The sequence below is a fragment of the Pseudomonas sp. 1L-C-7-B-C1 genome (genome assembly GCF_057291635.1).
Window position 1 is genome coordinate 41,868 of the sequence record NZ_JBXAWH010000012.1, and the last position, 21,848, is coordinate 63,715.

A 21,848-nucleotide genomic window follows, 5' to 3' on the forward strand; every position below is an offset into this window, starting at 1 on the left:
CACAGCACCGGTTCAAATAAGAGAGGCCTCTGACGAGACCTCTGGGGTGAATACATAATGTGCAATAACAGTATGCTGCTTAACAGCAACTAAACGGCAGTGCGTTAGTTTGTCGCAGACGAAGTGTTTGCGGTTGGACGACCGCGCTTGTTTTCATCGGCCTGATTCTGTTTGGTGGCTTTCTTTACGGCTTTTGTATCTTGTGTCTGGGTCATGACAGTGGAATCTGCTGCGCCAGAAATAGTTTCCTGAGTGTCGGAGTCAGCGGCCATAGTTGCGGTTGCAAATGACAGAGTCAGTGCAGCGATGGCGCCCAGTGCTGGCAGTTTCATGTGATGTTTCTCCAATGTTTGTCATGTGTTTGAAATGATCCCGACGCCGGTGTCCAGCGCTGGCTCACCGCCTTCCCCATGACTGAAACCCTGTATTTGCGGGGTTTAAGGGGTCCAGCGGTGAAAATTGCTAAACCTACAGACCTGTAGGTTTAGCAAGAGTTCAGATGATGTATCAAAAAATGTCGAGTTTGTTCGAGATTGATTTTTTTGTTTGACATCACTTGAAAACAATTGCCTTAATTTAAACGTCTCGGGCAACGCTCGTGCAGTTCGGTGGCTCATCGCCATTAACGTTAGTTACAGAAGATCAAATTGCCCACACTCATCGTCACGTTGTAACGCCACTTTCCCGTTCACCGATGTTCTTTCGAGAACTTCGGTATAGGCCGAGTCATGCCTGAAACAAAGGCTTGTGGCGTGTCAACTGCGACAAATGAGCGCGGGTGATACTTGGAGAGCGTCCCCTATGCGAAACCGTAAAACTTTCGGTGCCCACTCGGCACTGGCTTTGTTGAGCCTGGCCATCTGCCACGCCAACGCAGCCGACACCACGACCCAAGAGCAACTGGCGGCCAAGGAACTGCGCGCTGATAAAGCGGCAGAAAAAACCCTGGCGAAGATGACTCAGGAAGAAAAGCTGGCCTACATCGGCGGCATCGGCGGCTGGGACGTCAAACCGCTTAGCCAGTACGGCGTGCCACAGATCCACGGCGCCGACGGTGGCGCGGGCATCCGTTACACCAGCGAAGGCAACGATCCGGGCGTGGTCTATCCGTCCGGCCCGAACCTGGCGGCCACCTTCAACCCGCGTCGCGCGATCGATTTCGGTCGCGCTCTGGGCTACGACACTGCCAGCGGCGGCTACCAGTTCGTCACCGGCCCCGGCATGAACCTGTACCGCATGCCGTGGAGCGGTCGTGCCTTCGAATACCTCTCCGGTGAAGACCCGTTCCTCGGTGCCAGCCTCGGCCCTGCGGTGATCAACGGTATCCAGCAGCGTCGCGTCTGGGCGGAAGCCAAGCACTACGCCGGTAACGATCAGGAAACCAACCGCTTCATCCTCAATCAGGTCATGCCTGAGCGCGTCCTGCGCGAGATGACCCTGCCGCCGTTCGAATCCGCCACCAAGAACAGCACCGTGGCGATGATGATGTGCTCGTTCCAGAAAGTGAACGGCGAGTACGCGTGCGAGAACAAGCACCTGATCGCTGACATCCTGAAGAAGGAATGGGGCTTCAAGGGCCTGGTACAGAGCGACTACAACGCCGTCGTCCACGGTCTGCCAGCAGCACAGGCCGGCACCGACCTGGACATGATGGGCGGCCAGATGAACAGTTCGGTGCTTAAGCCGTACCTGGACAGCGGCGAGCTGGACATGGCGACCATCGACGACAAGGTCCGCCGCATCCTGAAGAACATCTACCTGTACCAGTTCGACAAGTTTGCACCGCTGACCACGCACAACATGAACAGCGCCACCAGCAACAAGGTCGCCCTGAACATCGCTCGCGAAGGTATCGTGCTGCTGAAAAACCAGGGCGACGTGCTGCCACTGGACAAGAACAAGGTCAAGCGCATCGCCGTCGTTGGCGACCTGGCCAAGTACGCACCACCGACCGGTTTCGGCAGTGCTCACGTTGACGCTACCCGTTACATCAGCGAACTGAGCGGTCTGCGCCAGATCGCCCCGGGCGCTCAGGTCGAGTTCCTTGACACCCTGTCCCTCGACCCGACAGCCATGCACTGGACCACCACCGACAGCAAAGGCAACAGCGTCGCTGGCATGAAGACCGAGTACTTCAACAACGCCACCTGGTCCGGCGACCCGTCGGCCACCCAGATCGACACTTACGTCAACCTGGACTGGTCCAGCGACAAAGTGCCGAGCAACGGCGACACCGCCAACACCTCGATTCGCTGGAGCGGTCAGGTCACCCCGACCATCAGCGGCGACCAGGTCTTCAAAGTCCGTGCCGACGGCGCCGTACGTCTGTGGGTCAACGGCGAGAAGGTCATCGACAACGGCGACGGTGAGAACATCACCAACAAGAGCATTCCGCCGACCATTCCTGTTTCCGGCAAGATCAAGCTGGAAGCCGGCAAGGCTTACGACGTGAAGCTTGAGTACTCGCGCCGTGACGGTTATCTGTCGACCATGGGCGGCCTGGTGGGCGTGCAAATGTCGACCGCTTCGCTGACCGCACCGTCCGACCTGTCGCAATACGACGCGGTCGTGGTTGCCGTGGGTAACAGCGCTGAATACGAAGGTGAAGGTTTCGACCACAGCTTCGATCTGCCTGAGTACCAGAACGAGCTGATCCAGAACATCGCCAAGGCCAACCCGAACACCGTGGTGACCATGCATGGCGGTACCGCGCTGAAGATGAGCGACTGGATCGACCAGGTGCCGGCTGCGCTGCACGCCTTCTACCCGGGTCAGAACGGTGGTCAGGCCCTGGCCGAGATCCTGTTCGGCAAGGTCAACCCGTCGGGCAAGCTGCCGATCAGTATCGAGCGCAACATCGAAGACAATCCGCTGTACAAGGATTTCCCGAACTTCGATAACACACGCACCAAGGTCAAGGAAATCAGCTACGCCAACGACCTGACCATGCTCGGCTACCGTGGCTACGACAAGACCAACACCAAACCGCTGTTCGCGTTCGGTCACGGCCTGTCGTACACCCAGTTCACCTACAACAACATCTCGGTCACCCCGGGCGTTGCAGTGGGCAACACGCCGATCAAGGTTTCGTTCGACCTGACCAACAGCGGCAAGCGTGCCGGTTCCGAAGTCGCCGAGCTGTACGTCGGCCAGCAGAACCCGAAAGTCGAACGTGCCGTCAAAGAGCTGAAAGGCTACAAGAAGGTCTTCCTGCAACCGGGCGAAACCCGTCACGTCACCATCGAACTGAACGACCGTTCCCTGGCGTACTTCGACGAGGCAAGCAAGCAGTGGGTGATCGATGCCGACACCTTCAACATCAGCCTGGGCGCGGCCTCGGACGACATCCGTCTGAATGCCAAGCTGGTCAACCCGTTCCGTCAGGAACTGTCGACCACCACCAGCAACCCGCTGCCACGTTCGGCGCTGAACTCGGTCAAAGTGACCCTGCCAGCGGTGAAGACCGGCGGCGTGCTTGATCAGGCCAAAGACACCGACGCAGCCAATGGCAACACGGACTACGACGGCAACACCGAGTACTGATTGATCACAGCGGGAAAGGGCTGAGCAGTGGGCTGGCGTCGGGCGTTTCCCCGCCGCTGGCCAGGCCCGGACCCCGAGTGACAATCCGAGCTTGAGTAACAGAGAATGAGGCGATCCGGCCAGCCCGGATCGCCTCATTTTTTATGCGCGGATGTCGCGCTCGACCTGAGCCATGTAACTGTCGAAACGCTGCACCAGATCCACCGTCTCCGGGAAGCGCAGCCATTGCAGCTGCAGCCCGTCCATCATCGCCAGAATCTGGTGAACGATCGCGTCCAGATCCACATCCCCCCGCACTTCGCCGGTCACCACCAGATGGTCGAGCCGTGCGCGCATGCGCCCGTGAATCGTGACGTAGCGGGACTGAAACCACTCCCACCCCGGGTGACTGTCCACCAGGCTTTCGGCATTGAGCATGCTGAACGCGCGAATCACGCCGGGCGCTGTTGCGTTGGAACGGTTGATCTGCCGCAGCCCGCTGACGAAGCCCTGCAGCGTCGGCTCGCTGTGCAAGCTGCTGATCACTTTGTGATTGACCTCGTCGCGACGCGCGAGCACGCCCATCAGCAGGGCGACCTTGTTCGGGAAGTGATGCAGCACGCCCGCCACCGAGATGCCGACGATGTCGGCGATGCGGGCAATGGAGGCGCCGGTGTAGCCCTCCAGCGAAAACAGTTGCAGCGCGGCGTCGAGCAGTTCTTCGCGGCGCTTTTCACCCTTGGGTGCGCGACGGGTGCGGGGGAGTGTGTCTGACGTATTTCCTGTCATCGGGTTTACCTGGCGTCTCCATGCTTTGCAGGTGTCTGGGCGTTTCGGCAAGCCTGTTGCGACGCCGGATTGCGAGGACGCAATGGGCAGAAAACGCGTGGCAAGTCGTCGCAGGTGCTGAAACGGCACGCTCTGTTTAAGGGGGCAACCGGATTTTGGCAAGCGAAAACTGATATTCAGGCGCGCCGGCATAAGGGTTCCACCGTTCGGGGGGGGCCGGTCCAGAAAATGGGAACTCCCGCCGCGCCTGCCTCTCCTTTGAAGTAACTGACCTACAAGGAGGATCCATTGTGAACGAACAAGCCAGTCCCGGAGTTGCCTATCTGATCGAATGCGCGGAGGAGACGACGATTGATTCGCGGCTGTTTGCCATTTACGAAGCCTTGGCCGAAGCGGGCGGGCTTATTCCTCAGGAATATTTGATCAAGGTGGCCCGCGAGACCACGGCAGGCCCCAAGCAGCAGTTGTTGATCAGACTGATTGGCAGAGCCAGCCGCGCGCAGCTCCACTGATCAGTCGTCGCACCCCGTGTGTGCCCACCGATGCTGAATAAACCCTTTCACGACTCGGAGCCCTTGCCCCGTCGGCAACGCTCCGAGCAGTAACGCACCTCATCCCAGCAGCGCGCCCATTTCTTTCTCCAGGTGAACGGCAGCCCGCAGACGGCGCAGGTTTTCACCGGCAGTTCGCTCTTCTTCAAATCGCCTCTCCGGCGTCGAGCTTGCTCAGCAGCGACTCGCCCCTTTGCCACAGCGCGTCCTGTTTCGCCTCGGTCATCCGATCAAGATTCTTGTAGACCATGCCCATGCGTTGATTGGCGCGCAGCAGGTTGCTGTGGCGCATCACGAAATGCCAGTACAGCGAATTGAACGGGCAGGCATCCTCCGTCGTGCTTTCCTTGACCTTGTACGCGCAGCTGCCGCAGTAGTCGGACATGCGCTTGATGTACTGGCCGCTGGCGCAATAGGGCTTGGAACCGAGGTAGCCGCCGTCGGCGTGCATGACCATGCCGAGGGTGTTGGGCAGCTCAACCCACTCGAAGGCGTCCATGTAGATTGCCAGGTACCACTCGCAGATCTGCTTGGGCGCGATGCCGGCGAGCAGGGCGAAGTTGCCGGTGACCATCAGCCGCTGTATATGGTGGGCGTAGGCGTGCTCAAGGCTCTGGCCGATGGCCTGGCGCATGCAGTTCATGTTGGTTTGCCCGGTCCAGTAGAACTCCGGCAGAGCCCGGGTGTTGCCGAATGAATTGCCTTCGGCGTAGTCCGGCATCTTCAGCCAGTAGACGCCGCGCACGTATTCCCGCCAGCCGATCAGTTGGCGGATGAAGCCCTCGGCGGCGTTCAGCGCGACGCCGCCCGACCAGTAGGCTGACTCGACGTCGCTGCACAGCTGGCGCAGGTCCAGCAGCCCGATGTTCAACGCCGCACTGATCCGCGCATGGAAGAGGAAGGGCTCATCCATCGCCATGGCGTCCTGATAATCACCGAACGCGCCCAGCCCGTAATCGAGAAAGTACTGCCACAGGGCCTGGGCGTCGGCGTGGGTCACCGGGTAGTCAAAATTGTCCAGCGAACCGTAGTGACTGGCGAACCGCTCACCTACCAGCGCCAGCACATTGCGTGTGATGGCGTCCGGTGCGAAACGCGCCGGGTAGGGCGCCGAGACCTTTTTGGGCAGCGCCTTGCGGTTGTCGGCGTCGAAGTTCCAGGCACCACCCACGGGCGTGCCGTCGCAGTTGAGCAGCAGGCGTTGCTTGCGGCGCATCTCGCGGTAGAAGAATTCCATGCGCAGCTGAACCTTGCCGCTGGCCCACTGGGCGAACTCCTCCCGCGAGCAGAGAAACCGCGTGTCGCTGTGCCAGAACAGTGGCAGTCCGCACTGCCTGACGGAGTGCTCCAGACGCCAGTCGCCGCACTCGGTGGCGTGGACTTCTTCGGCCTGCAACGAGGCGTGCCAGCGCTGTAACTCGGTCGGCACCGAGCCGGTGTTCAGCGGGTCGTCCAGCGCTACGTACTGAACGATGATGCCGCGCGCCTGCAGCGCCTGGGCGAAATGGCGCATGGCGCTGAAGATCAGGGCGATTTTCTGCGGGTGATGGGCGACGTAGGTGGCTTCTTCCATGACCTCGACCATCAGCACGGCGTCGCGCTGGGGGTCGAGGTCGGCAAGGGAGGGCAGGTCGAAAGACAACTGGTCGCCCAGGACCAGGCACAGGCGGCGGACAGGCATCATCGATCGGCACCCTGTGACGCGTCGGCACTGCAGGCTGTTAGCGTGAAGTGACGGAGGACAGAAGAGAGAAGGTTGGTCACGGGATTCCTGATGAGCAGGGAGTGATGGCGCCGAGCTAGCGGTTTGCCCGGCGCGCGGTCATGGGTCTAGCCGGACACGTGGCGCCTGACGCATTGCATCAGGCCCTGCAGCGGGCCGGATTCCACCGGGGCGGGGACGCAGACCGTGCGCTCCCGGTCGCCTTCGCTGATGGTCAGCGTGTAATGCTGCATGCCGCGCAGCGCACGGGCCGGGCGCCGACCTTCAGGCAGCGCGAAGAATCTGGACGCGTCGACCAGTTGCCGCAGCTCTTGCTGATCGGGTTCGGGCAGGGCGTCCACTTCAATGGTGTTGGGCTTGCTCAGCCCGGGAAAATAGGCGACCCCGCCGCTTTCGCTGAATGAGATACGCATGTTCGTGGCTCCTTCTCTTGCCAGATGGCCATGGCGGATCATTGCGCGTTGATGCCCACGGCCGCCCAGCCTTCTTGTACCGCGATTTGAGCTGCTTCGCCTACACCGTACAGCCGGCCGGCCACATCGTGGGTGATCCGCGCGAAGCGAACGAAGCCGGCATTGGGGCGCAGGCGCGAGTCGCGTAGCGCGTCGTACCAGATGCGCCCGGCCTTTTCCCAGGCATGACCGCCGATGCGCGTCGCCACTTGATAGAACGCATGGTTGGGGATGCCCGAATTGATGTGCACGCCGCCGTTGTCGTCGTAAGTGTGAACGAAGTCGTCCATGTGACCGGGTTGCGGGTCCTTGCCCAGCACTTTGTCGTCGAAGGCGGTGCCGGGGGATTTCATCGAGCGCAGGGCGCTGCCAGTGATCTTATCGGTGAACAGCCCTTCACCGATCAGCCAGCTGGCCTGCTTGGCGGTTTGTTTCAGGGCGTACTGCTTGATCAGTGAGCCGAACACGTCGGACATTGATTCGTTCAGGGCGCCGGCCTGGTTGAAGTAAACGAGCCCGGCTTCGTCTTCGGTGACGCCGTGGGCCAGTTCGTGGCCGATCACGTCGAGGGCGATGGTGAAGCGGTTGAACAGTGACTGATCGCCGTCGCCAAAGACCATCTGGGCGGAGTTCCAGAAGGCGTTGTTGTAGCCCTTGCCGAAGTGCACGGTGGCGTCGAGGGCCATGCCTGCGTCGTCGATGGAGTTGCGGTCGAAGACGTCGAAGAAGAAGTCGAAGGTGGCGCCGAGGCCGTCGTAGGCTTCGTCGACAGCGATGTCGCCGCTGACGGGCTGGCCTTCGCCGCGGACGAGGGTGCCGGGCAGGGTTTCGCCACCGTCGGCGGTGTAGATCGAACGGCGTTTGCCGGTGGGTGCTGCAGCGGCCAGGTGCACGACGCGTCGGTCGGGTTGCGCGCTGAGGCGCAGGGAGCGAAAGGTGTTGTCTTTGGCCCGGGTGCGCAGGGCGGCTTCGCGCTGGGCCTTGTTGCCGTTGCGGGCGATTTGATCCAGCAGGTACGGCGGGATGAGGCAGAGGATGGGGTTACGCGTGTGGTTCCTGCACATAGGCAATACTCCAGGGTGGCGTCGTTTAGTTGAGCGACGCGTCGCGGTCTCGTTTTAATCGACAAGCCAGAGGGATCGTGCGTTCCCCAAGGTCAAAAGCGTCTGCCTGGGGGCAGACTGTTTCGCCTTCGGCGACTTACTTTTGAAAAGCACCAAAAGTAAGCAAAAGTGCCTGCTCTCGGTTCGGCCCCTCGTTCCTCGGGGTCCCTTCACTCCGGCCTCGCTCCGTGGGCCCGCCGCCATCCGCCATCCATGGCGGGGGGCGGCTCTCGCGGCATCCATGCCGCTCGGCCCACGGAGCGAGACCTGCGTTCAGCCTGCACCTAAGTCGCGATTGGCGGTGACTGAGCTTTCTGCGCATAAAGATCAAAAGCAGATCAAAAGCGCCTTTAAAGCACAGATCAAAGGCTTCCCGGCTGAAGCCGGTCCCACAGGATGTACGCGGTGCTTTTAGTGGGACCGGCTTTAGCCGGGAAGAGGCCAGCTCAGGCGCCGACATCTTTGCTGATAGCCCCCCTCTCTGTGGGAGCGAGCTTGCTCGCGAATACTTTATTCAAAACACCAGATATCCGATGGATGTACCGGCCCCTTCGTGAGCAAGCTCACTCCCACAAGTCCTCTGCGCTTGGCCCGCCCTTGATTTGCCGTTGATCTGCCTTTGATCTGCTTTTGATCTTCGTACACAAAAAGTCCAGTCACCGCAAAACGCGACCTTGGTGCAGGCTGAACGCAGGTTTCGCGGAGTGGGCCGAGCGGCATGGATGCCGCGAGAGCCGCCCCCCGCCATGGATGGCGGATGGCGGCGGGCCCACGGAGCGGGACCGGAGTGAAGGAACCCCGAGGTACGAGGGGCCCAACCAGGAGCAGGCACTTTTGCTTACTTTTGGTGCTTTTCAAAAGTAAGTCGCCGAAGGCGAAACAGTCTGCCCCCAGGCAGACGCTCTTGATCTTCTCTCAGTCCCGTCCAACCCGATGCCGCGCCGGGTTTTTCAGCCACAGTTGCAGTTCGGCTTCGGCCTGTTCCAGCGCGGTGCGGTTGAGCAGGCGGCGGAGCAGGGCGACGTTGACGGCGCGGGCGCGGAGGTTGAAGGCGGTGCTGCGCTCGCCGGCCGCATCGGGCTGGTAGACGCCGAGTTTTTCGTAAAGCTGCTGCAGCCGGTTCTGCACGCTGCGCAGCGACAGGTTGCGGCGGGTAGCGATGGTGCGGTCGGTGAGGCCGAGGGCGATGTCCTGCAGCACTTCGTATTCGCCGTCGCTCAGCCCGGACAACTGATCGTGGGCCTTCAGTTGCACGCCACGAATCTCGCGGTCGATCACGCACTGCTGCTCAATGAACAGCCCCCGCAAGGCCAGACGCAAGCGCTCTTCCGAGGCGGTTTTGAGGATGTAACCGTAAGCGGCCCCCTGGGGCACGATCCGCGCGATGCCGCGCACATAGGCCTCGTCCGAGTAATTCGACCAGAACAGAATCGACGTGTCGGGCTGCAACCGCCAAATCGTCTTGGCCGCCTCGACGCCGGTGCGGCAGGGCATCTGCAGGTCCATGACCACGGCATCCACCGGGCTCTCACTGAACAGCCGCTCGCCGATCTGGCCGTCTTCGGCCTCCAGCAAACGGGTGCATTCAGGCAGCGCCACTTCGATCACTTCGCGCAGGAACGCCCGGTGCACCGGGTCGTCTTCAATCAGCAGGACGTGCATGGCGTCTCCGTTAACAGCGCAGGCCCGGAAACACCCGCAACACCCGCCGCCTCCTTCACAACAGCGAGATCAGCCAGCGGCAGGCACACCCTGACCCGGGTGCCCCGCTCGTGTGGACCGCGTTCGATGGTCAGCTGCGCCGCCATCAGTTGCGCGCGCACCTGCATGTTCTGAATACCGCCGCTGTTGAACCGATGCCCCACGTCCAGCCCAAGGCCGTCATCGTCGATGGTCAGTTGCAAAAGACCGCAGGTGTGGCTGATGTGGATGACGATGCTGTCCGGCATGGCGTGCTTGATAGCGTTGTTCACCGCTTCCTGAATAATGCGGAACACCGCGACCTTCACCGACTCCGGTAAGCGATCACCCATGCCATCGGTGCTGTCCTGCAGGCGCGTTTCGATGCTCAGGCCGCTGTCGCGCACGCTGCGCCGCAACAGGTCTTCCACGCCTTCTTCGAAGCCGAACAACTGCAGCACCGTCGGCTTGACCGCATCAATGAGCTGACGCAACTCCTGCATGCTGTCCTTGAGGGCGCGGGCAATGCCGCGCAGGTCCTCGCCCGGCACGCTGGGCAGGGTTTGGAGGCGGGCGATGCGCCGGTGCAGGCGGGTCATGTCGGCGAGGGTCTGGTCATGCAGATCCATGCCGACCCGCTGACGTTCACGCTCCAGTTCCTCGGTCAGGCGCAGCGCACCCTGGCGCAGGCCTTCTTCTCGGGCACGCACTTGGGCTTCGGCGATTGCCAGTTGTTTGGCCTGTTCGGTCTGGCGCAGGGCGTACACGTACGAGGCCAGCAGGTCGGCGACGTGCTGGGTGTGGCGAACGTCATCCAGGGTGTAGAAATGCTCGGTGTGTTTGGAACAGCTCAGCGCACCGATGATTTCGCCCCGGGCGCGCAAGGGCACGTGCAGGCGGCTGCGCAAACGGGCGTCGAAAATCGGGTGGTTGATGGCGCCGGGGAAGGCGAAGCGGGCGTCGTTCATGGCGTCGTGGGTCAGCAGGAAAGGCTGCTCGCCCAGCAGCACCGTGCGAATGGGGCTGGTGTGCACCGGCATCGGCTGGGCCACGTCGCCCCATAGGGTGTGTACGCCGCTTTCATAGGTAATGTGCTCGCGTCTGTCGAGGACGAACAGGCACACGTCGAGGTGGTCGTGGGGCAAGATCGGGCTGATTTCCCGGGAGACGGCATCGATCATCGACTGGAAATCCAGCTGGCCGGCAAGGGCGCGGGAAATGCCGAGAAAGTGATGCAGCACGTCTTCGGCGAGGGTGTGCGGTCGCTGTGCCATGGGCTCCAACCTGTTTTTATTTTTGGGATCGAACACGTTCTCGAACGGAACACTTTTTGAAACTGCACGGATCAGTCGGGTCATTATGGCCCCTGCGTGGCAAAAAGAACGCACGTTCCAGCAGGTCGCTTGCGGGATCCCGCATCAGGTCTGCACGATTGACCACTGACGCTCCGCACCGGCCAGTGCAGACTCGCCGCGTACTGTTCGTAATAAGGTGCGACCGACGCCGTCGGCCACCCTGCAGCCCCCATAAAAATAACAAGGGTTCAACTATGAAAAGTCGTCGTCACCCGCTACGCCGTTCGTTGCTCTGTGCCGCACTGGCCGTGGCGCCCCTGATGGCTCTGCCCGTCGCTTCCCACGCCGATACGGCCGACAAGAAAATCGCACTCTCGAACAACTACGCCGGCAACTCCTGGCGCCAACTGATGCTCGCCAGCTGGCAGCAGACCACCGACAAAGCCGTAAAGGATGGCGTGATCGCGGCGGCCGACAGCTTCACCACGGCGGAAAACCAGGCCACCGAGCAAGCCGCGCAAATCCAGAACCTGATCCTTCAGGGTTATGACGCCATCGTCATCAACGCCTCATCGCCGACGGCGCTCAACGGTGCGGTGAAGCAGGCGTGCGATGCCGGCATCATCGTTGTCTCCTTCGACGGCACCGTCTCCGAACCCTGTGCCTATCGCATCTCCATGGACTTCAAACAGACCGGCATCGAGCAGATGGATTATCTGGCCGGGCGCTTCCCCCAGGGCGCCAATGTGCTGGAAGTCCGCGGCCTGGCCGGCGTGTCGGTGGACGAGCGCATCCACTCCGGCATCACCGCCGGCGCGCAGAAACACCCGAACCTGAAAGTGGTCGGCGAAGTGAACGGCAACTGGTCCCCGACCGTGGCGCAGAAAGCCGTTTCCGGTGTGTTGCCGAGCCTGCCGAAAGTCGACGCCGTGGTGACCCAGGGTGGTGAAGGCGTCGGTATTGCCCAGGCCTTTGTCGCGGCGGGCCGTCCGTTGCCGGCGATCATCTTCGGCAACCGCGAAGAAGAGCTGAGCTGGTGGAAAAAGCAAAGCGACACCCAGGGCTATCAGAGCTTCTCGATCAGCAGCGGGCCGAGCATTTCCAGCCTGGCATTCTATGTCGCGCAGCAGCTACTCGACGGCAAGCAGATGCCCCATGACCTGCTGTCGCCAGCGGTTACCGTCACCCAGCAGACCCTCGACGCCAGCCTGAAGGATCTGCCCAAGGGCGGGATCGTCAGCGAGACCTACAGCGTCGACGACGTCGCCAAGCTCAAGCCCGCCGCTTCCCTGTGAGCTTCTTCCAGTAAGCATCGCGGGCCGCACTGTCTGCGGCCCGCCAAGGAATTTCGACCATGAACGCAAATGGACCTGTGCGGGTGGCCTTCGCTGGCGCCGGCAAATCGTTCGGCGCCGTGCGTGCCCTGAGTGACGTCGACCTGAGCGTGCGCGCTGGCGAATGCCTTGGCCTGATCGGCCACAACGGCGCGGGCAAATCGACCCTGATGCAAGTGCTCGCCGGCACCCTGGCCGCCGACTGTGGCCAGTTGCTGATTGAGGGCCGCGACCTGCGTGAAGGCTATTCAGTGCAAGTGGCGCGGCAGCACGGCATTCGCTGCGTGTTTCAGGAGCTGTCGCTGTGCCCGAACTTGAACGTCGCGGAAAACACCCGGCTGATGTCTCCGGCTCTGCGCGGCTTCGGCTGGCGGCGTCGGGCCGGTGCGCTGATCGAAGCGATGCTGGAGCAGATTTTCCCCGGCCACGGCATCGACGCCGATGACATCGTCGCTGACTTGTCCATCGGCAAGCGGCAGATGGTGGAGATCGCCCGGGCGTTCATCAGCGTCGACGAGCGCCTTGACCTGATCATCCTCGACGAACCCACCTCATCCCTCGACGCCCGCGTCGCCGAGCAGTTGCTGCGGCATGTGCGGCGGTTCGTCGAGGGCGGCGGCAGCATCGTGCTGATCAGTCACATCCTTGGCGAAATGCTCGGTACGTGTGACCGCATCGCGGTAATGCGGGACGGCAAAATCGTTGAAACCCGCGCCGCGCGGGGCTTCACCCATGATTCGCTGGTGGAAGTCATGGGCGGCACGGCCCGCGAACAGCAACAGGCCACACAGGCTTTTGCTTCCCGCCGCGAGCAAGGCAGCCCTCGCGTGCAGCAGCGACCGGCGCGTCAGGCGGATGACCGCTCGGTGCAGGCCTTTGCCGGCGAGATCGTCGGGCTCTCCGGCTTGGCGGGCCATGGTCAAAGCCAACTGCTGACCCAGGTGCTGCGCGATTGCGTCAAGCACGGCACCGGCGCCAGTTTCGTGGCCGGTGACCGCCAGACCGACGGCGTGTTTGCGCTGTGGTCCATCGGCGAGAACATCACCATCGGCTCCCTCAACCAGCTCAAGCGCGGCCTGCTGCTGGACCCTGATGCCGAGCAAGCGATGGCCAATGACTGGATGAAGCGCATGAGCATCCGCACCCCGGACATGGGCAATCCGATCCTCTCTTTGTCCGGTGGCAATCAGCAAAAAGCCTTGTTTGCCCGGGCGCTGGCGTCCGACAGCCAGATCATCCTGATGGACGACCCCATGCGCGGCGTCGACGTCGGCACCAAGCGCGAGGTGTATTCGATTCTGATGGAGGAGGCCGCCCGCGGCCGCACCTTCATCTGGTACACCACGGAGCTTGAAGAGCTCACCTATTGCGATCACGTGTATGTCTTCCGCGACGGTCAGGCCGTGCTCGACATGCCGCGCAGTGAATTGAGCGAGGAGCGCATCCTGCGCAGCTCCTTCGCCGAGGAAACCCCATGAATGCCCCGCTGAATTCCATTGCCCGCGCACCCGTTGCGCCGCGCAACAACGCCGCGCGCCGTGCCCGCATGCTCCGCGCGGCCTTGCCGGCGGTGTCGCTGGTGGTCTTGCTGGCGACCATTTTCCTCATGCAACCCCGGGCCATGAGCTACATGGGCCTGAACCTGATGCTCAACCTGGCGGTGCCCATCGCCCTGGCGACCATCGCGCAGATGCTGATCATCAGCGTCAACGACCTCGATCTCTCGATGGGCAGTTTCATCAGCTTCGTCGCCTGCGTGGCCGTGACGCTGCTCGATCAACACCCGTTCCTCGGCTGGCTGGCACTGGCCGGATGCGTGGGCGTGTATGCGCTGCTCGGCGCGTTGATTCACAGCCGCAACCTGCCGTCGATTGTTGTCACCCTGGGCATGTCGTTCATCTGGGTCGGCGGCGCGATTCTGTTGCTGCCGTCGCCGGGCGGGACGGCGCCGCAGTGGCTGCAAGCGTTGGTGCGAATCAAGCCGCCGCTGATTCCGCTGGCGATCATCGTGTGCCTCGTGCTCGGGCTGGCGATGCACTTTTTCCTGATGCGCTCCACCGTCGGCGTGGTGTTGCGCGGCGCCGGCGGCAATCCGCTGGCGATCGCCAAGGCCGGCTGGTCGCTGCTGCGCATCAAGGTGGCAATGTACGCCATGGCCGGCAGTTTCGGCGTGCTGTCGGGGCTGTTTCTGGTGGGGCTGACCACCTCGGCCGACGCCAACGTGGCGCTGCGTTACACCCTGTTGTCCATCGCCGGGGTGATTCTCGGCGGCGGCGAATTCGTCGGCGGGCGCGTGTCACCCATGGGCGCAGTGCTCGGCGCGCTGACCCTGGTGCTGGCCGGTTCGCTGCTGTCGTTCATCCGCATCTCGCCTGACTGGCAGATCGGCGCCCAGGGCGCGATTCTGATTTTCGTGCTGGCGCTGCGTGCGGCGGTCAATCGTCTGGAGGTACGCCCGCTATGAGCACTTCGACCTTCGCAGCACTGCGCGGCAAGCCTTGGCTGTGGTCATTCCTCGCCGCCTTATTGATCTGGGTAGCGACCCTGGTGTTTACCGGCGGGCAGGGCGCAGGCGCTTTGCTGTCTGGCGCGCTGGCGTTCTCGACGTTTTTCGCGATTGTCGGCATCGGCCAGATGTTCGTGATCAGCACCGGGCCGGGCAACATCGACCTGTCGATCCCGGCCAACATTGCCCTGAGCGGCGCGCTGGGCATGAAGCTCATGGACGGTCAGGACGCGAACATCTGGCTGGGTGTGCTCGGCGTGCTGGGCATCGGCGTGCTGGTGGGCTGCGGCAATTTCGCGCTGATCCGCCTGCTGCGCATTCCGCCGATCATAGCCACGTTGTCGGCGAGTTTTATCCTGCAATCCCTGGCCATTGCTTATGGCCGCAGCGTGCGGGTGCCGCCGCCGGAGGGTTTCTACACCTTCGCCACCGGCCGCGTGTTCGGCGTGCCGTATCTGGCCCTCGTGGTGATCGCCGTGGCGGTGCTCATGGGTTATGTGCTGACCCGCACCCGCTACGGGCGCTCGGTGCTGGCCATCGGGCAAAACGCCCGCGCCGCCGAACTGGCCGGGATTCGTGTCGGGCGCATGCGTTTCGCCACCTACGTGCTCTGCGCGGTGTTCGGCAGCCTGTGCGGCCTGACCCTGGCCGGGTTTTCCGGCGGTGCGTCCCTGGGCATGGGCGAGGAATACCTGCTGGCGTCGATCGCCGTAGTGGTAATCGGCGGCACCTCGGTGGCCGGCGGGTTTTCCAACGTGCCGGGGATCTGGGGCGCGTCGCTGTTTCTCTACCTGCTGGTGAGCATGCTCAACACCTTCGGCGCCAGTGCCGGGGTGCGGCTGATCCTCACCGGCCTGATCATCATCGCGGTGATTACCGCTGTCAGCGGACGCAAAAATGCCCGCGCCTGAAGCAAGGATCGACCCCGTGTCCGACGACCTCTATGAATGCCATGACAAGCGTTTCCATCGCCTGATCCTGCCCAACACCCAGCTTGAGCGCCTGTACGATCAGTGCCGCTGGGCCGAAGGGCCGGTGTGGTTCAACGACGGCGGCTATCTGCTGTGGAGCGACATCCCCAATCAGCGCATGTTGCGCTGGACCCCGGAGCAGGGCGTGTCGACGTTCCGCACCCCGTCGAATTTCGCCAACGGCAACACCCGCGACCTCCTTGGCCGGCTGATCACCTGCGAGCACGGCACCCGCAGCGTCACCCGCACTGAACCGGACGGGTCGATCACCGTGTTGGCCGAGCGATTTGAAGGCAAGCGCCTGAATTCGCCGAATGATGTGGTGGTGCACCGCGACGGCGCGGTGTGGTTCACCGATCCGAGCTACGGCATCCTCACCGATTACGAGGGTTATCAGGCCGAAGAAGAGCAGGCGGGCCGCCATGTGTATCGCATCGACCCGGAAAGCGGCGAGGTCGCCTGCATGGCCAACGATTTCGTGCAGCCCAACGGCCTGGCGTTCTCCCCGGACGGGCAGACCTTGTACATCGCCGATTCCGGGCGCTCCCACGATCCTGACGGGCCCCACCACATCCGCGCGTTCGAGGTCATCAATGGACGTGAGTTGGCGCAGTCGCGGGTGTTTGCGGTGATCGAGCCGGGCGTGCCGGACGGCATGCGCGTGGACGTGCAGGGGAATGTATGGACCAGTGCCGGCGACGGCGTTCAGTGCTTCGCCGCCGACGGTACGTTACTGGGCAAGATTCGCCTGCCGGAGAAGGTCGCCAACCTGACTTTCGGCGGCCCGCGCCGCAACCGCTTGTTCATCACCGCCAACACGTCGTTGTACTCGGTGTATGTGGCGGTGGCGGGGGCCCAGGTGCCTTGAGCGATGCAGGGCAGGGCGCGTGTCGTTTTACGGAACGCGCCCCGGTGCTCAAAGCTTGAAACGACCGACCACAGTGCGCAGTTCGCCGGCCAGCAGCGACAGTTCGTCCGCCGTTACCGCGTTGTCCTCGATGCCTTCCATCAACATGAAAGTGCCATTGCGGATCTCGGTGACATTGCGGTTGATGTCTTCGGACACGGCGTGCTGCTGAACGGCAGCGCTGGCAATCTGGGTGTTCATGCCGACAATCGATTCCACACCTTCGTTGATCGCGTTCAGGCTTGAGGACGTCTGATCGGCCGACGTCAGGCAATCCTGCGCCCGGTCCTTGCCCGCTTTCATCTGCTCCACGGCAGCGGTAGTCGCCAGTTGCAATTGCTGGATGATCCGCTGGATTTCGGCGGTGGAGTTCTGCGTCCGTGAGGCCAGGGTCCTCACTTCGTCGGCGACCACGGCAAAGCCACGGCCTTGCTCACCGGCGCGGGCGGCTTCGATGGCGGCGTTGAGGGCGAGCAGGTTGGTCTGGTCGGCGATATTGCGGATCACTTCAATGACCCCGCCGATCTCCTGACTGTGCAGCGCGAGCGCCGCGACCTTTTGCGCGCTGAGGTCGACTTCGCCGGCCAGTGCCTCGATGGTCTGGCGGGTCTGCTGCATGACGCCCAGGCCTTTGCCGGACGCCTGACTGGCCTGTTCCGCCGCACGCGCCGCGCCTTCAGTGTTCTGGGCGACGTCGGCGACACTGGCGGTCATTTCGTTGATGGCGGTGGCGACCTGTTCGGTTTCGCCCTGCTGGGCGTTCATCGACATTTTGGCGCGGTCGATGGACGCAGTCAGGCGAGTCGCTGCGTCGGACACCGAACTCGAACTGCGCTCGACCTGAGCCAGGGACTCGCCAAAGGCCTGGACCATGTGATTCAAGCCGGTGCCGATGTCGGCCATTTCATCTTTGCCGACGACATTGACACGTGCAGTGAGATCGCCCTGGGCGATGCGGCGGGTGGCGCTCAACATGTCTTCCATGGCTCGACGCATGGCACTGTAGATCCCGCTGAAGGCGTAAATCAGCAACAGCCCGGCGATGGCGAACATGGCCAGCATGGCGGCGCGTTCGGCTGACTTCTCGCCCAGTCGTTTATCCAGTATCGCGGAGAGCTCGTCTTGCAACGCGTCCTGCGCCTTGTACAGCTCGGCGACCACCGCGTTGCCTTTGGCCGGCAGCCCCTGCATGCCGGTGATGGTGTTTTCCGGTGAGGTGACCAGGGTTTGCAGGTCGCTGCGAAAGCTGTCGAGGCTGGAGAGCCCGCTGCTTACGGGGGACTGAATGCGATCAGCAAGGGCCGGTTCCTGACGTCGCAGCAGGCTGAGACTCTGCAGCAGCTCCTGGCGAATCTGCGCTTCTTGCTTGAGCAGCGATTTGATCGTGCCACGGAGGGTGTCCGTGAGCGGCTGACCTTCGTGCAGACCACTCGCCAGGCCGCGCAACTGCCCGACCACGTTGATCTGGCGCGGCAGACGCAGGGTGCTTTGATCGATCAGGAACAGCGAGGCGTAGTCCTCGTCGAGCACCATCCCGGAGGTGGCGGAGACGAAGTAGATAAAATTCAGCGTCTGGGTCATCTGATCGCTCCATGCGTCAAACAGGGTCGCCTGATCGGCCCCGGTTTTGGTCTGGCTGATCAACCCTTCGGCCCCGGAACGCAAGCGCTGCACGCGATCACCGGTCTCGAGCTGTGCACCCAGCTGGCGGTCGGTGGTCTCAAGTTTGGTGAACGCTTCCAGCAGTTTGGCCTGGTTGGCGGCAAGATCAGGTTGGGCTGTCTGGTCGCCACTAAGGAGGCGATTGGTCAATGCCCGTTGCAGCATCGACAGGCGCAACACCGGGGTAACGTCCATCAGATAGCGCTGGCCGACTTGCTCGGAGTGGATATTATCGATGCTGGCGTTCAGCTGATGCAGCAGGCGCGTGCCCAGAAGGGCCAATGGGAGCAAAACGATGATGGCGAGCAGCGCGAACTTGGCAGGGAAGCGCAGGCGGTTGGTCAGGTACACGGCAGGGGCAAGAATATTCATGCTGTTCTCAAAGCCCCGGAGCGGGGCGCTTGGGTTGTTGTCGGTGAGAACGGTCCTTTTTCTCGGGATTCAGCGGTGTTGACGACGTTTTCGCAGGAAGCGTTATGGCTGGCTGCGGGTCGCTCTGATCCATCTGTCGGCGCTGATCGTATTAACTTTATTAAAACTTGTACAAAACTTTATTTATGTATAGTTTTGGAACTGAATCGATTAACTGATGTCTTTGTGATATCACTTTTCTCAACTCGGCCGAAGTCTGTTCTTAGGCTGTTATCACTGCTCTGCACCTTCCGTCATGTAGGAGTGTCGGCAGTAGTGGCCATGAGATATCATTCAATCCGTATTTTTAAAACCGAGGGCGCAGGCCATGAACTGTTCGCTGCAAATTGAGCAGAAGCGCCTGTCCGCGGTTCACGCTTTGCAATGGCTGGAAACGGCCCATAACGAGAACTTTGATCGGCTCTGCCGCCTGGCCGCTGCCCAGTTCGGCATGCCGACGGTGCTGGTCTCGCTGGTGGAGAAAGATCGCCAGTGGTTTCCCGGCCGGGTGGGCTTCGACGCGAGCCAGACGCCCATCGCACAGTCGTTCTGTCGTTACACCATCCAGAACGCCGGGATCATGGTGGTCGACGATGCCAGTCTCGACCCGCGCTTCGCCGACAACCCGCTGGTCACTGCCCCGGGCGGCATTCGCTTCTACGCCGGCGCGCCGCTGTGCAATCAGCACGGCGATGTGCTCGGCAGTTTCTGCCTGATCGACCAGGTGCCTCGTGAGTTGCAACCTGCGGAACTCGACGCCCTCCAGGATTTTGCGCAGTTGGTCATGGCGCAGGTGGAACAGTGCCAGTGGATGCGCTACCGCAACCCGGTCAGCCAGTTGCCCAATTTGCAGCAGTTCTTGCTGGATACCCAAGGCATCGCGTCGACCGACAGTCATGTGCGACTGATGGTGGTGATCCGTACCCACCCGGTCGCGAGCGCCGCGGATGTCAGCGTCACCAGTAATCTGGACGCCCAGCACAAGCGCCGGGACATGGCCCACTGCCTGCGTCGGCGTCTGGACGGCATCGCCGAGCTTTATCACGTCAGCGAGCTGGATTTCTGCCTGCAGATGAGCTGCGAGCGGCATCGTCGGGATGAGCTGGTTCGCCTGCTGCTGGCGCTGATCACCGAGCCCTTTACTCACCAGCAGGTGTCGGTGGGCCTGGCTTGCTGCGACAAGGGCGATCAGTCCGCTGCGGCGCTCATGGGCAAGGCGACCCACGCGGCGGGGATGGCGTTTTATCGACAGGTTCAGTGGGCCGCCTACGACGAGGCCGAAGACTGCGCCCAGCGTCGTGCGTTGACGCTGCTTAACGAACTCGCTGAGGCACTGGTCAGTGGCGACATCTATCTGGAGTACCAGCCACGTTTCAGCCTGCAGGATGGCGGTCTGCTCAGCGTCGAGGCGTTGATTCGCTGGACCCATCCGATGCTGGGCAAGATCTGGCCAAGCGAATTCATTCCGCTGATAGAGAGCGCCGGCAGGATCAGCACGGTGACCCGATGGGTCATCGACCGCGCCCTGACTGACCTCAGCGGCTGGATCGATGAGGATGTACGCCTGTCGCTCAACCTGTCGCCGCTGGACTTCGTCGATCTGGACATCGCCTTGACGCTGCAGAGCGCGTGCGACCAGCATGACGTGCATCCGTCACGGCTGGAAGTCGAGATCACCGAAGGCGAGTGGATTCGTGCCGACAAGCGCGTCATTGCCCAGCTCACTCGTATTCGCGAGTTGGGCGTTGACGTGGCCATCGACGATTTTGGGGCGGGGTACAGCAACTTTGCCTACTTGCACGAAATCCCGGCCAATATCCTCAAGCTGGACAAATCCCTGGTCACGGACCTCGAGAGCAACCCGCGCAACCGCATCATTGCCCGATCCGTGCTGCACCTGGCCAGCGAGCTGGGCTATCGCACCGTCGCAGAAGGCGTCGAAACGTTCCGTTGCATGAGCCTGGTGCGTGAGTTCGGCTGCGAGGAAGCGCAGGGGTATTTCCTCAGCCGGCCGCTGAAGCTGAAACAGCTCAGAGAGCAGTGCCAGAACATTGCGCTGACGTTCACCCCTGAGCCGTCGAACGCGCAGCTTTATGCGGATCTGGCTGATACGGATCAGGTGATAGAAGCAGCGTGACCCTTGCCGGGTTCCAGAGTGGGACCGGCTTCAGCCGGGAAGAGGCCGGTGTGAACACCCGCAATCCTGCGGTGTAACCCCCGACGCCTTCCCGGCTAAAGCCGGTCCTACAGAAGACGTCAAAGCCGGCCCCACGGTCGGGGTCAATGCCGGTCCTGTCCCGATCAAGGCAAGTCCTACTGATTGAGCGCGATTACTCGCCCGATACCGGCGTTGGCTGGATGATTTCGACCCAGTAGCCATCCGGGTCCTTGATGAAGGCCAGGCTTTTCATGCGGCCGTCAGTCAGGCGTTTCTGGAAGTCCACGCCCAATTCCTCAAAGCGCGCGCAGGCAGCCTTCACGTCGGGCACCGAAATGCAGATGTGGCCGAAGCCACGCGGGTCGGTGTTGCCGTTGTGGTAGGAAAACGCAGGGTCCTTCTCGGTGCCGTGGTTGTGGGTCAGTTCGAGCACGCCGGGGATACCTTTCATCCAGACGTTGCGCGCGGCGTCGTCCTGTGGAATCTGCGCCTTGTCCACCAGCGCCAGGAAGTAAAGGCTGAATTCGGCTTCCGGGAAGTCGCGTTTTTCCACCAGGCTGAAACCCAGCACGCGTGTGTAGAAATCCAGGGAAGCAGTGATGTCCTTGACCCGCAACATCGTGTGGTTGAAGACGAATTTTGCAGTCGATGCGTCCGGGGTGGCCGTGACGCCGGGGAAGGTGTTCAGGTCGTGCAGACTCATGGTTGTCTCCGGGTTAACGCTAAAATGTTGCGTAATGATACGGACTCATGAACGACTCGCCAAACCGAAGGCGCATAAAAC

Annotated in this window: 18 protein-coding genes; 8 read left to right on the forward strand and 10 right to left on the reverse strand. The window is 62.1% G+C overall.

Annotated features, from left to right (window positions below):
• Positions 1–104 precede the first annotated feature (104 nt).
• Entirely contained in the window at positions 105–332 is a 228-nt protein-coding gene (locus tag AC0Z8Z_RS18535) for a hypothetical protein (RefSeq protein ID WP_122534740.1), read from the reverse strand.
• 469 nt (positions 333–801) lie between these two features.
• Here AC0Z8Z_RS18535 and AC0Z8Z_RS18540 point away from each other — a divergent pair, with 469 nt between their 5' ends.
• The gene (locus tag AC0Z8Z_RS18540; RefSeq protein WP_172611897.1) at positions 802–3,543 is read left to right on the forward strand and encodes a beta-glucosidase; all 2,742 of its coding nucleotides are present in this window, start codon (positions 802–804) and stop codon (positions 3,541–3,543) included.
• A 141-nt stretch (positions 3,544–3,684) separates the two neighbouring features.
• Here AC0Z8Z_RS18540 and AC0Z8Z_RS18545 read toward each other — a convergent pair whose 3' ends face one another.
• Positions 3,685–4,311, reverse strand: a complete 627-nt coding sequence (locus tag AC0Z8Z_RS18545) for a TetR/AcrR family transcriptional regulator (protein WP_122534742.1) — start codon at positions 4,309–4,311, stop codon at positions 3,685–3,687.
• 290 nt (positions 4,312–4,601) lie between these two features.
• Between AC0Z8Z_RS18545 and AC0Z8Z_RS18550 the strand changes: the two genes are divergently transcribed.
• Positions 4,602–4,823, forward strand: a complete 222-nt coding sequence (locus AC0Z8Z_RS18550) for a hypothetical protein (protein WP_172611899.1) — start codon at positions 4,602–4,604, stop codon at positions 4,821–4,823.
• A gap of 47 nt (positions 4,824–4,870) precedes the next feature.
• Here AC0Z8Z_RS18550 and AC0Z8Z_RS18555 read toward each other — a convergent pair whose 3' ends face one another.
• From AC0Z8Z_RS18555 to AC0Z8Z_RS18580, 6 genes are all read right to left on the reverse strand, one after another.
• Positions 4,871–5,011, reverse strand: coding sequence for a DUF2256 domain-containing protein (locus tag AC0Z8Z_RS18555; protein WP_122534744.1), 141 nt, complete (start codon positions 5,009–5,011; stop codon positions 4,871–4,873).
• Positions 5,008–6,546 (reverse strand): cryptochrome/photolyase family protein, encoded by a 1,539-nt coding sequence (locus tag AC0Z8Z_RS18560; RefSeq protein ID WP_485620081.1) that lies wholly within the window; start codon positions 6,544–6,546, stop codon positions 5,008–5,010. Before AC0Z8Z_RS18560 ends, AC0Z8Z_RS18555 begins: the two co-directional genes overlap by 4 nt.
• A 146-nt stretch (positions 6,547–6,692) precedes the next feature.
• A complete protein-coding gene (locus AC0Z8Z_RS18565) occupies positions 6,693–6,998 on the reverse strand; it encodes a protealysin inhibitor emfourin (RefSeq protein ID WP_485620082.1) in 306 nt (101 codons plus the stop codon).
• Between the two features lie 38 nt (positions 6,999–7,036).
• Entirely contained in the window at positions 7,037–8,101 is a 1,065-nt protein-coding gene (locus tag AC0Z8Z_RS18570) for a M4 family metallopeptidase (RefSeq protein WP_485620083.1), read from the reverse strand.
• Positions 8,102–9,055: 954 nt separating this feature from the next.
• The gene (locus tag AC0Z8Z_RS18575) at positions 9,056–9,802 is read right to left on the reverse strand and encodes a response regulator transcription factor (RefSeq protein ID WP_172611903.1); all 747 of its coding nucleotides are present in this window, start codon (positions 9,800–9,802) and stop codon (positions 9,056–9,058) included.
• On the reverse strand, positions 9,787–11,094 hold the full coding sequence (locus AC0Z8Z_RS18580) for a GAF domain-containing sensor histidine kinase (RefSeq protein WP_485620084.1): 1,308 nt from the start codon (positions 11,092–11,094) through the stop codon (positions 9,787–9,789). Before AC0Z8Z_RS18580 ends, AC0Z8Z_RS18575 begins: the two co-directional genes overlap by 16 nt.
• Before the next feature lie 275 nt (positions 11,095–11,369).
• Between AC0Z8Z_RS18580 and AC0Z8Z_RS18585 the strand changes: the two genes are divergently transcribed.
• Genes AC0Z8Z_RS18585 through AC0Z8Z_RS18605 form a run of 5 tightly spaced genes read left to right on the forward strand, consistent with a single transcriptional unit; the run spans position 11,370 to position 16,794 of the window.
• Entirely contained in the window at positions 11,370–12,410 is a 1,041-nt protein-coding gene (locus AC0Z8Z_RS18585; RefSeq protein ID WP_122534750.1) for an ABC transporter substrate-binding protein, read from the forward strand.
• Positions 12,411–12,469: 59 nt separating this feature from the next.
• Positions 12,470–13,927, forward strand: coding sequence for a sugar ABC transporter ATP-binding protein (locus tag AC0Z8Z_RS18590; RefSeq protein ID WP_485620085.1), 1,458 nt, complete (start codon positions 12,470–12,472; stop codon positions 13,925–13,927).
• Positions 13,924–14,913 carry an ABC transporter permease gene (locus AC0Z8Z_RS18595; RefSeq protein ID WP_485620086.1) on the forward strand — a complete coding sequence of 330 codons (990 nt, stop codon included), beginning with the start codon at positions 13,924–13,926 and terminating at the stop codon, positions 14,911–14,913. Before AC0Z8Z_RS18590 ends, AC0Z8Z_RS18595 begins: the two co-directional genes overlap by 4 nt.
• On the forward strand, positions 14,910–15,866 hold the full coding sequence (locus AC0Z8Z_RS18600) for an ABC transporter permease (protein WP_122534753.1): 957 nt from the start codon (positions 14,910–14,912) through the stop codon (positions 15,864–15,866). Before AC0Z8Z_RS18595 ends, AC0Z8Z_RS18600 begins: the two co-directional genes overlap by 4 nt.
• Positions 15,867–15,882: 16 nt before the next feature.
• A complete protein-coding gene (locus tag AC0Z8Z_RS18605; protein WP_485620087.1) occupies positions 15,883–16,794 on the forward strand; it encodes an SMP-30/gluconolactonase/LRE family protein in 912 nt (303 codons plus the stop codon).
• A gap of 48 nt (positions 16,795–16,842) precedes the next feature.
• Here AC0Z8Z_RS18605 and AC0Z8Z_RS18610 read toward each other — a convergent pair whose 3' ends face one another.
• Complete coding sequence (locus AC0Z8Z_RS18610) at positions 16,843–18,867, reverse strand: methyl-accepting chemotaxis protein (RefSeq protein WP_485620088.1); 2,025 nt, start codon at positions 18,865–18,867, stop codon at positions 16,843–16,845.
• 367 nt (positions 18,868–19,234) lie between these two features.
• Between AC0Z8Z_RS18610 and AC0Z8Z_RS18615 the strand changes: the two genes are divergently transcribed.
• Positions 19,235–21,043 carry a sensor domain-containing diguanylate cyclase gene (locus AC0Z8Z_RS18615; RefSeq protein WP_485620089.1) on the forward strand — a complete coding sequence of 603 codons (1,809 nt, stop codon included), beginning with the start codon at positions 19,235–19,237 and terminating at the stop codon, positions 21,041–21,043.
• A 193-nt stretch (positions 21,044–21,236) separates the two neighbouring features.
• Here the strand turns inward: AC0Z8Z_RS18615 and gloA are convergent, their stop codons facing one another.
• Positions 21,237–21,767: a lactoylglutathione lyase gene (gene gloA / locus AC0Z8Z_RS18620; protein WP_485620090.1), complete on the reverse strand. Its 531-nt coding sequence runs from the start codon at positions 21,765–21,767 to the stop codon at positions 21,237–21,239.
• Positions 21,768–21,848 lie beyond the last annotated feature (81 nt).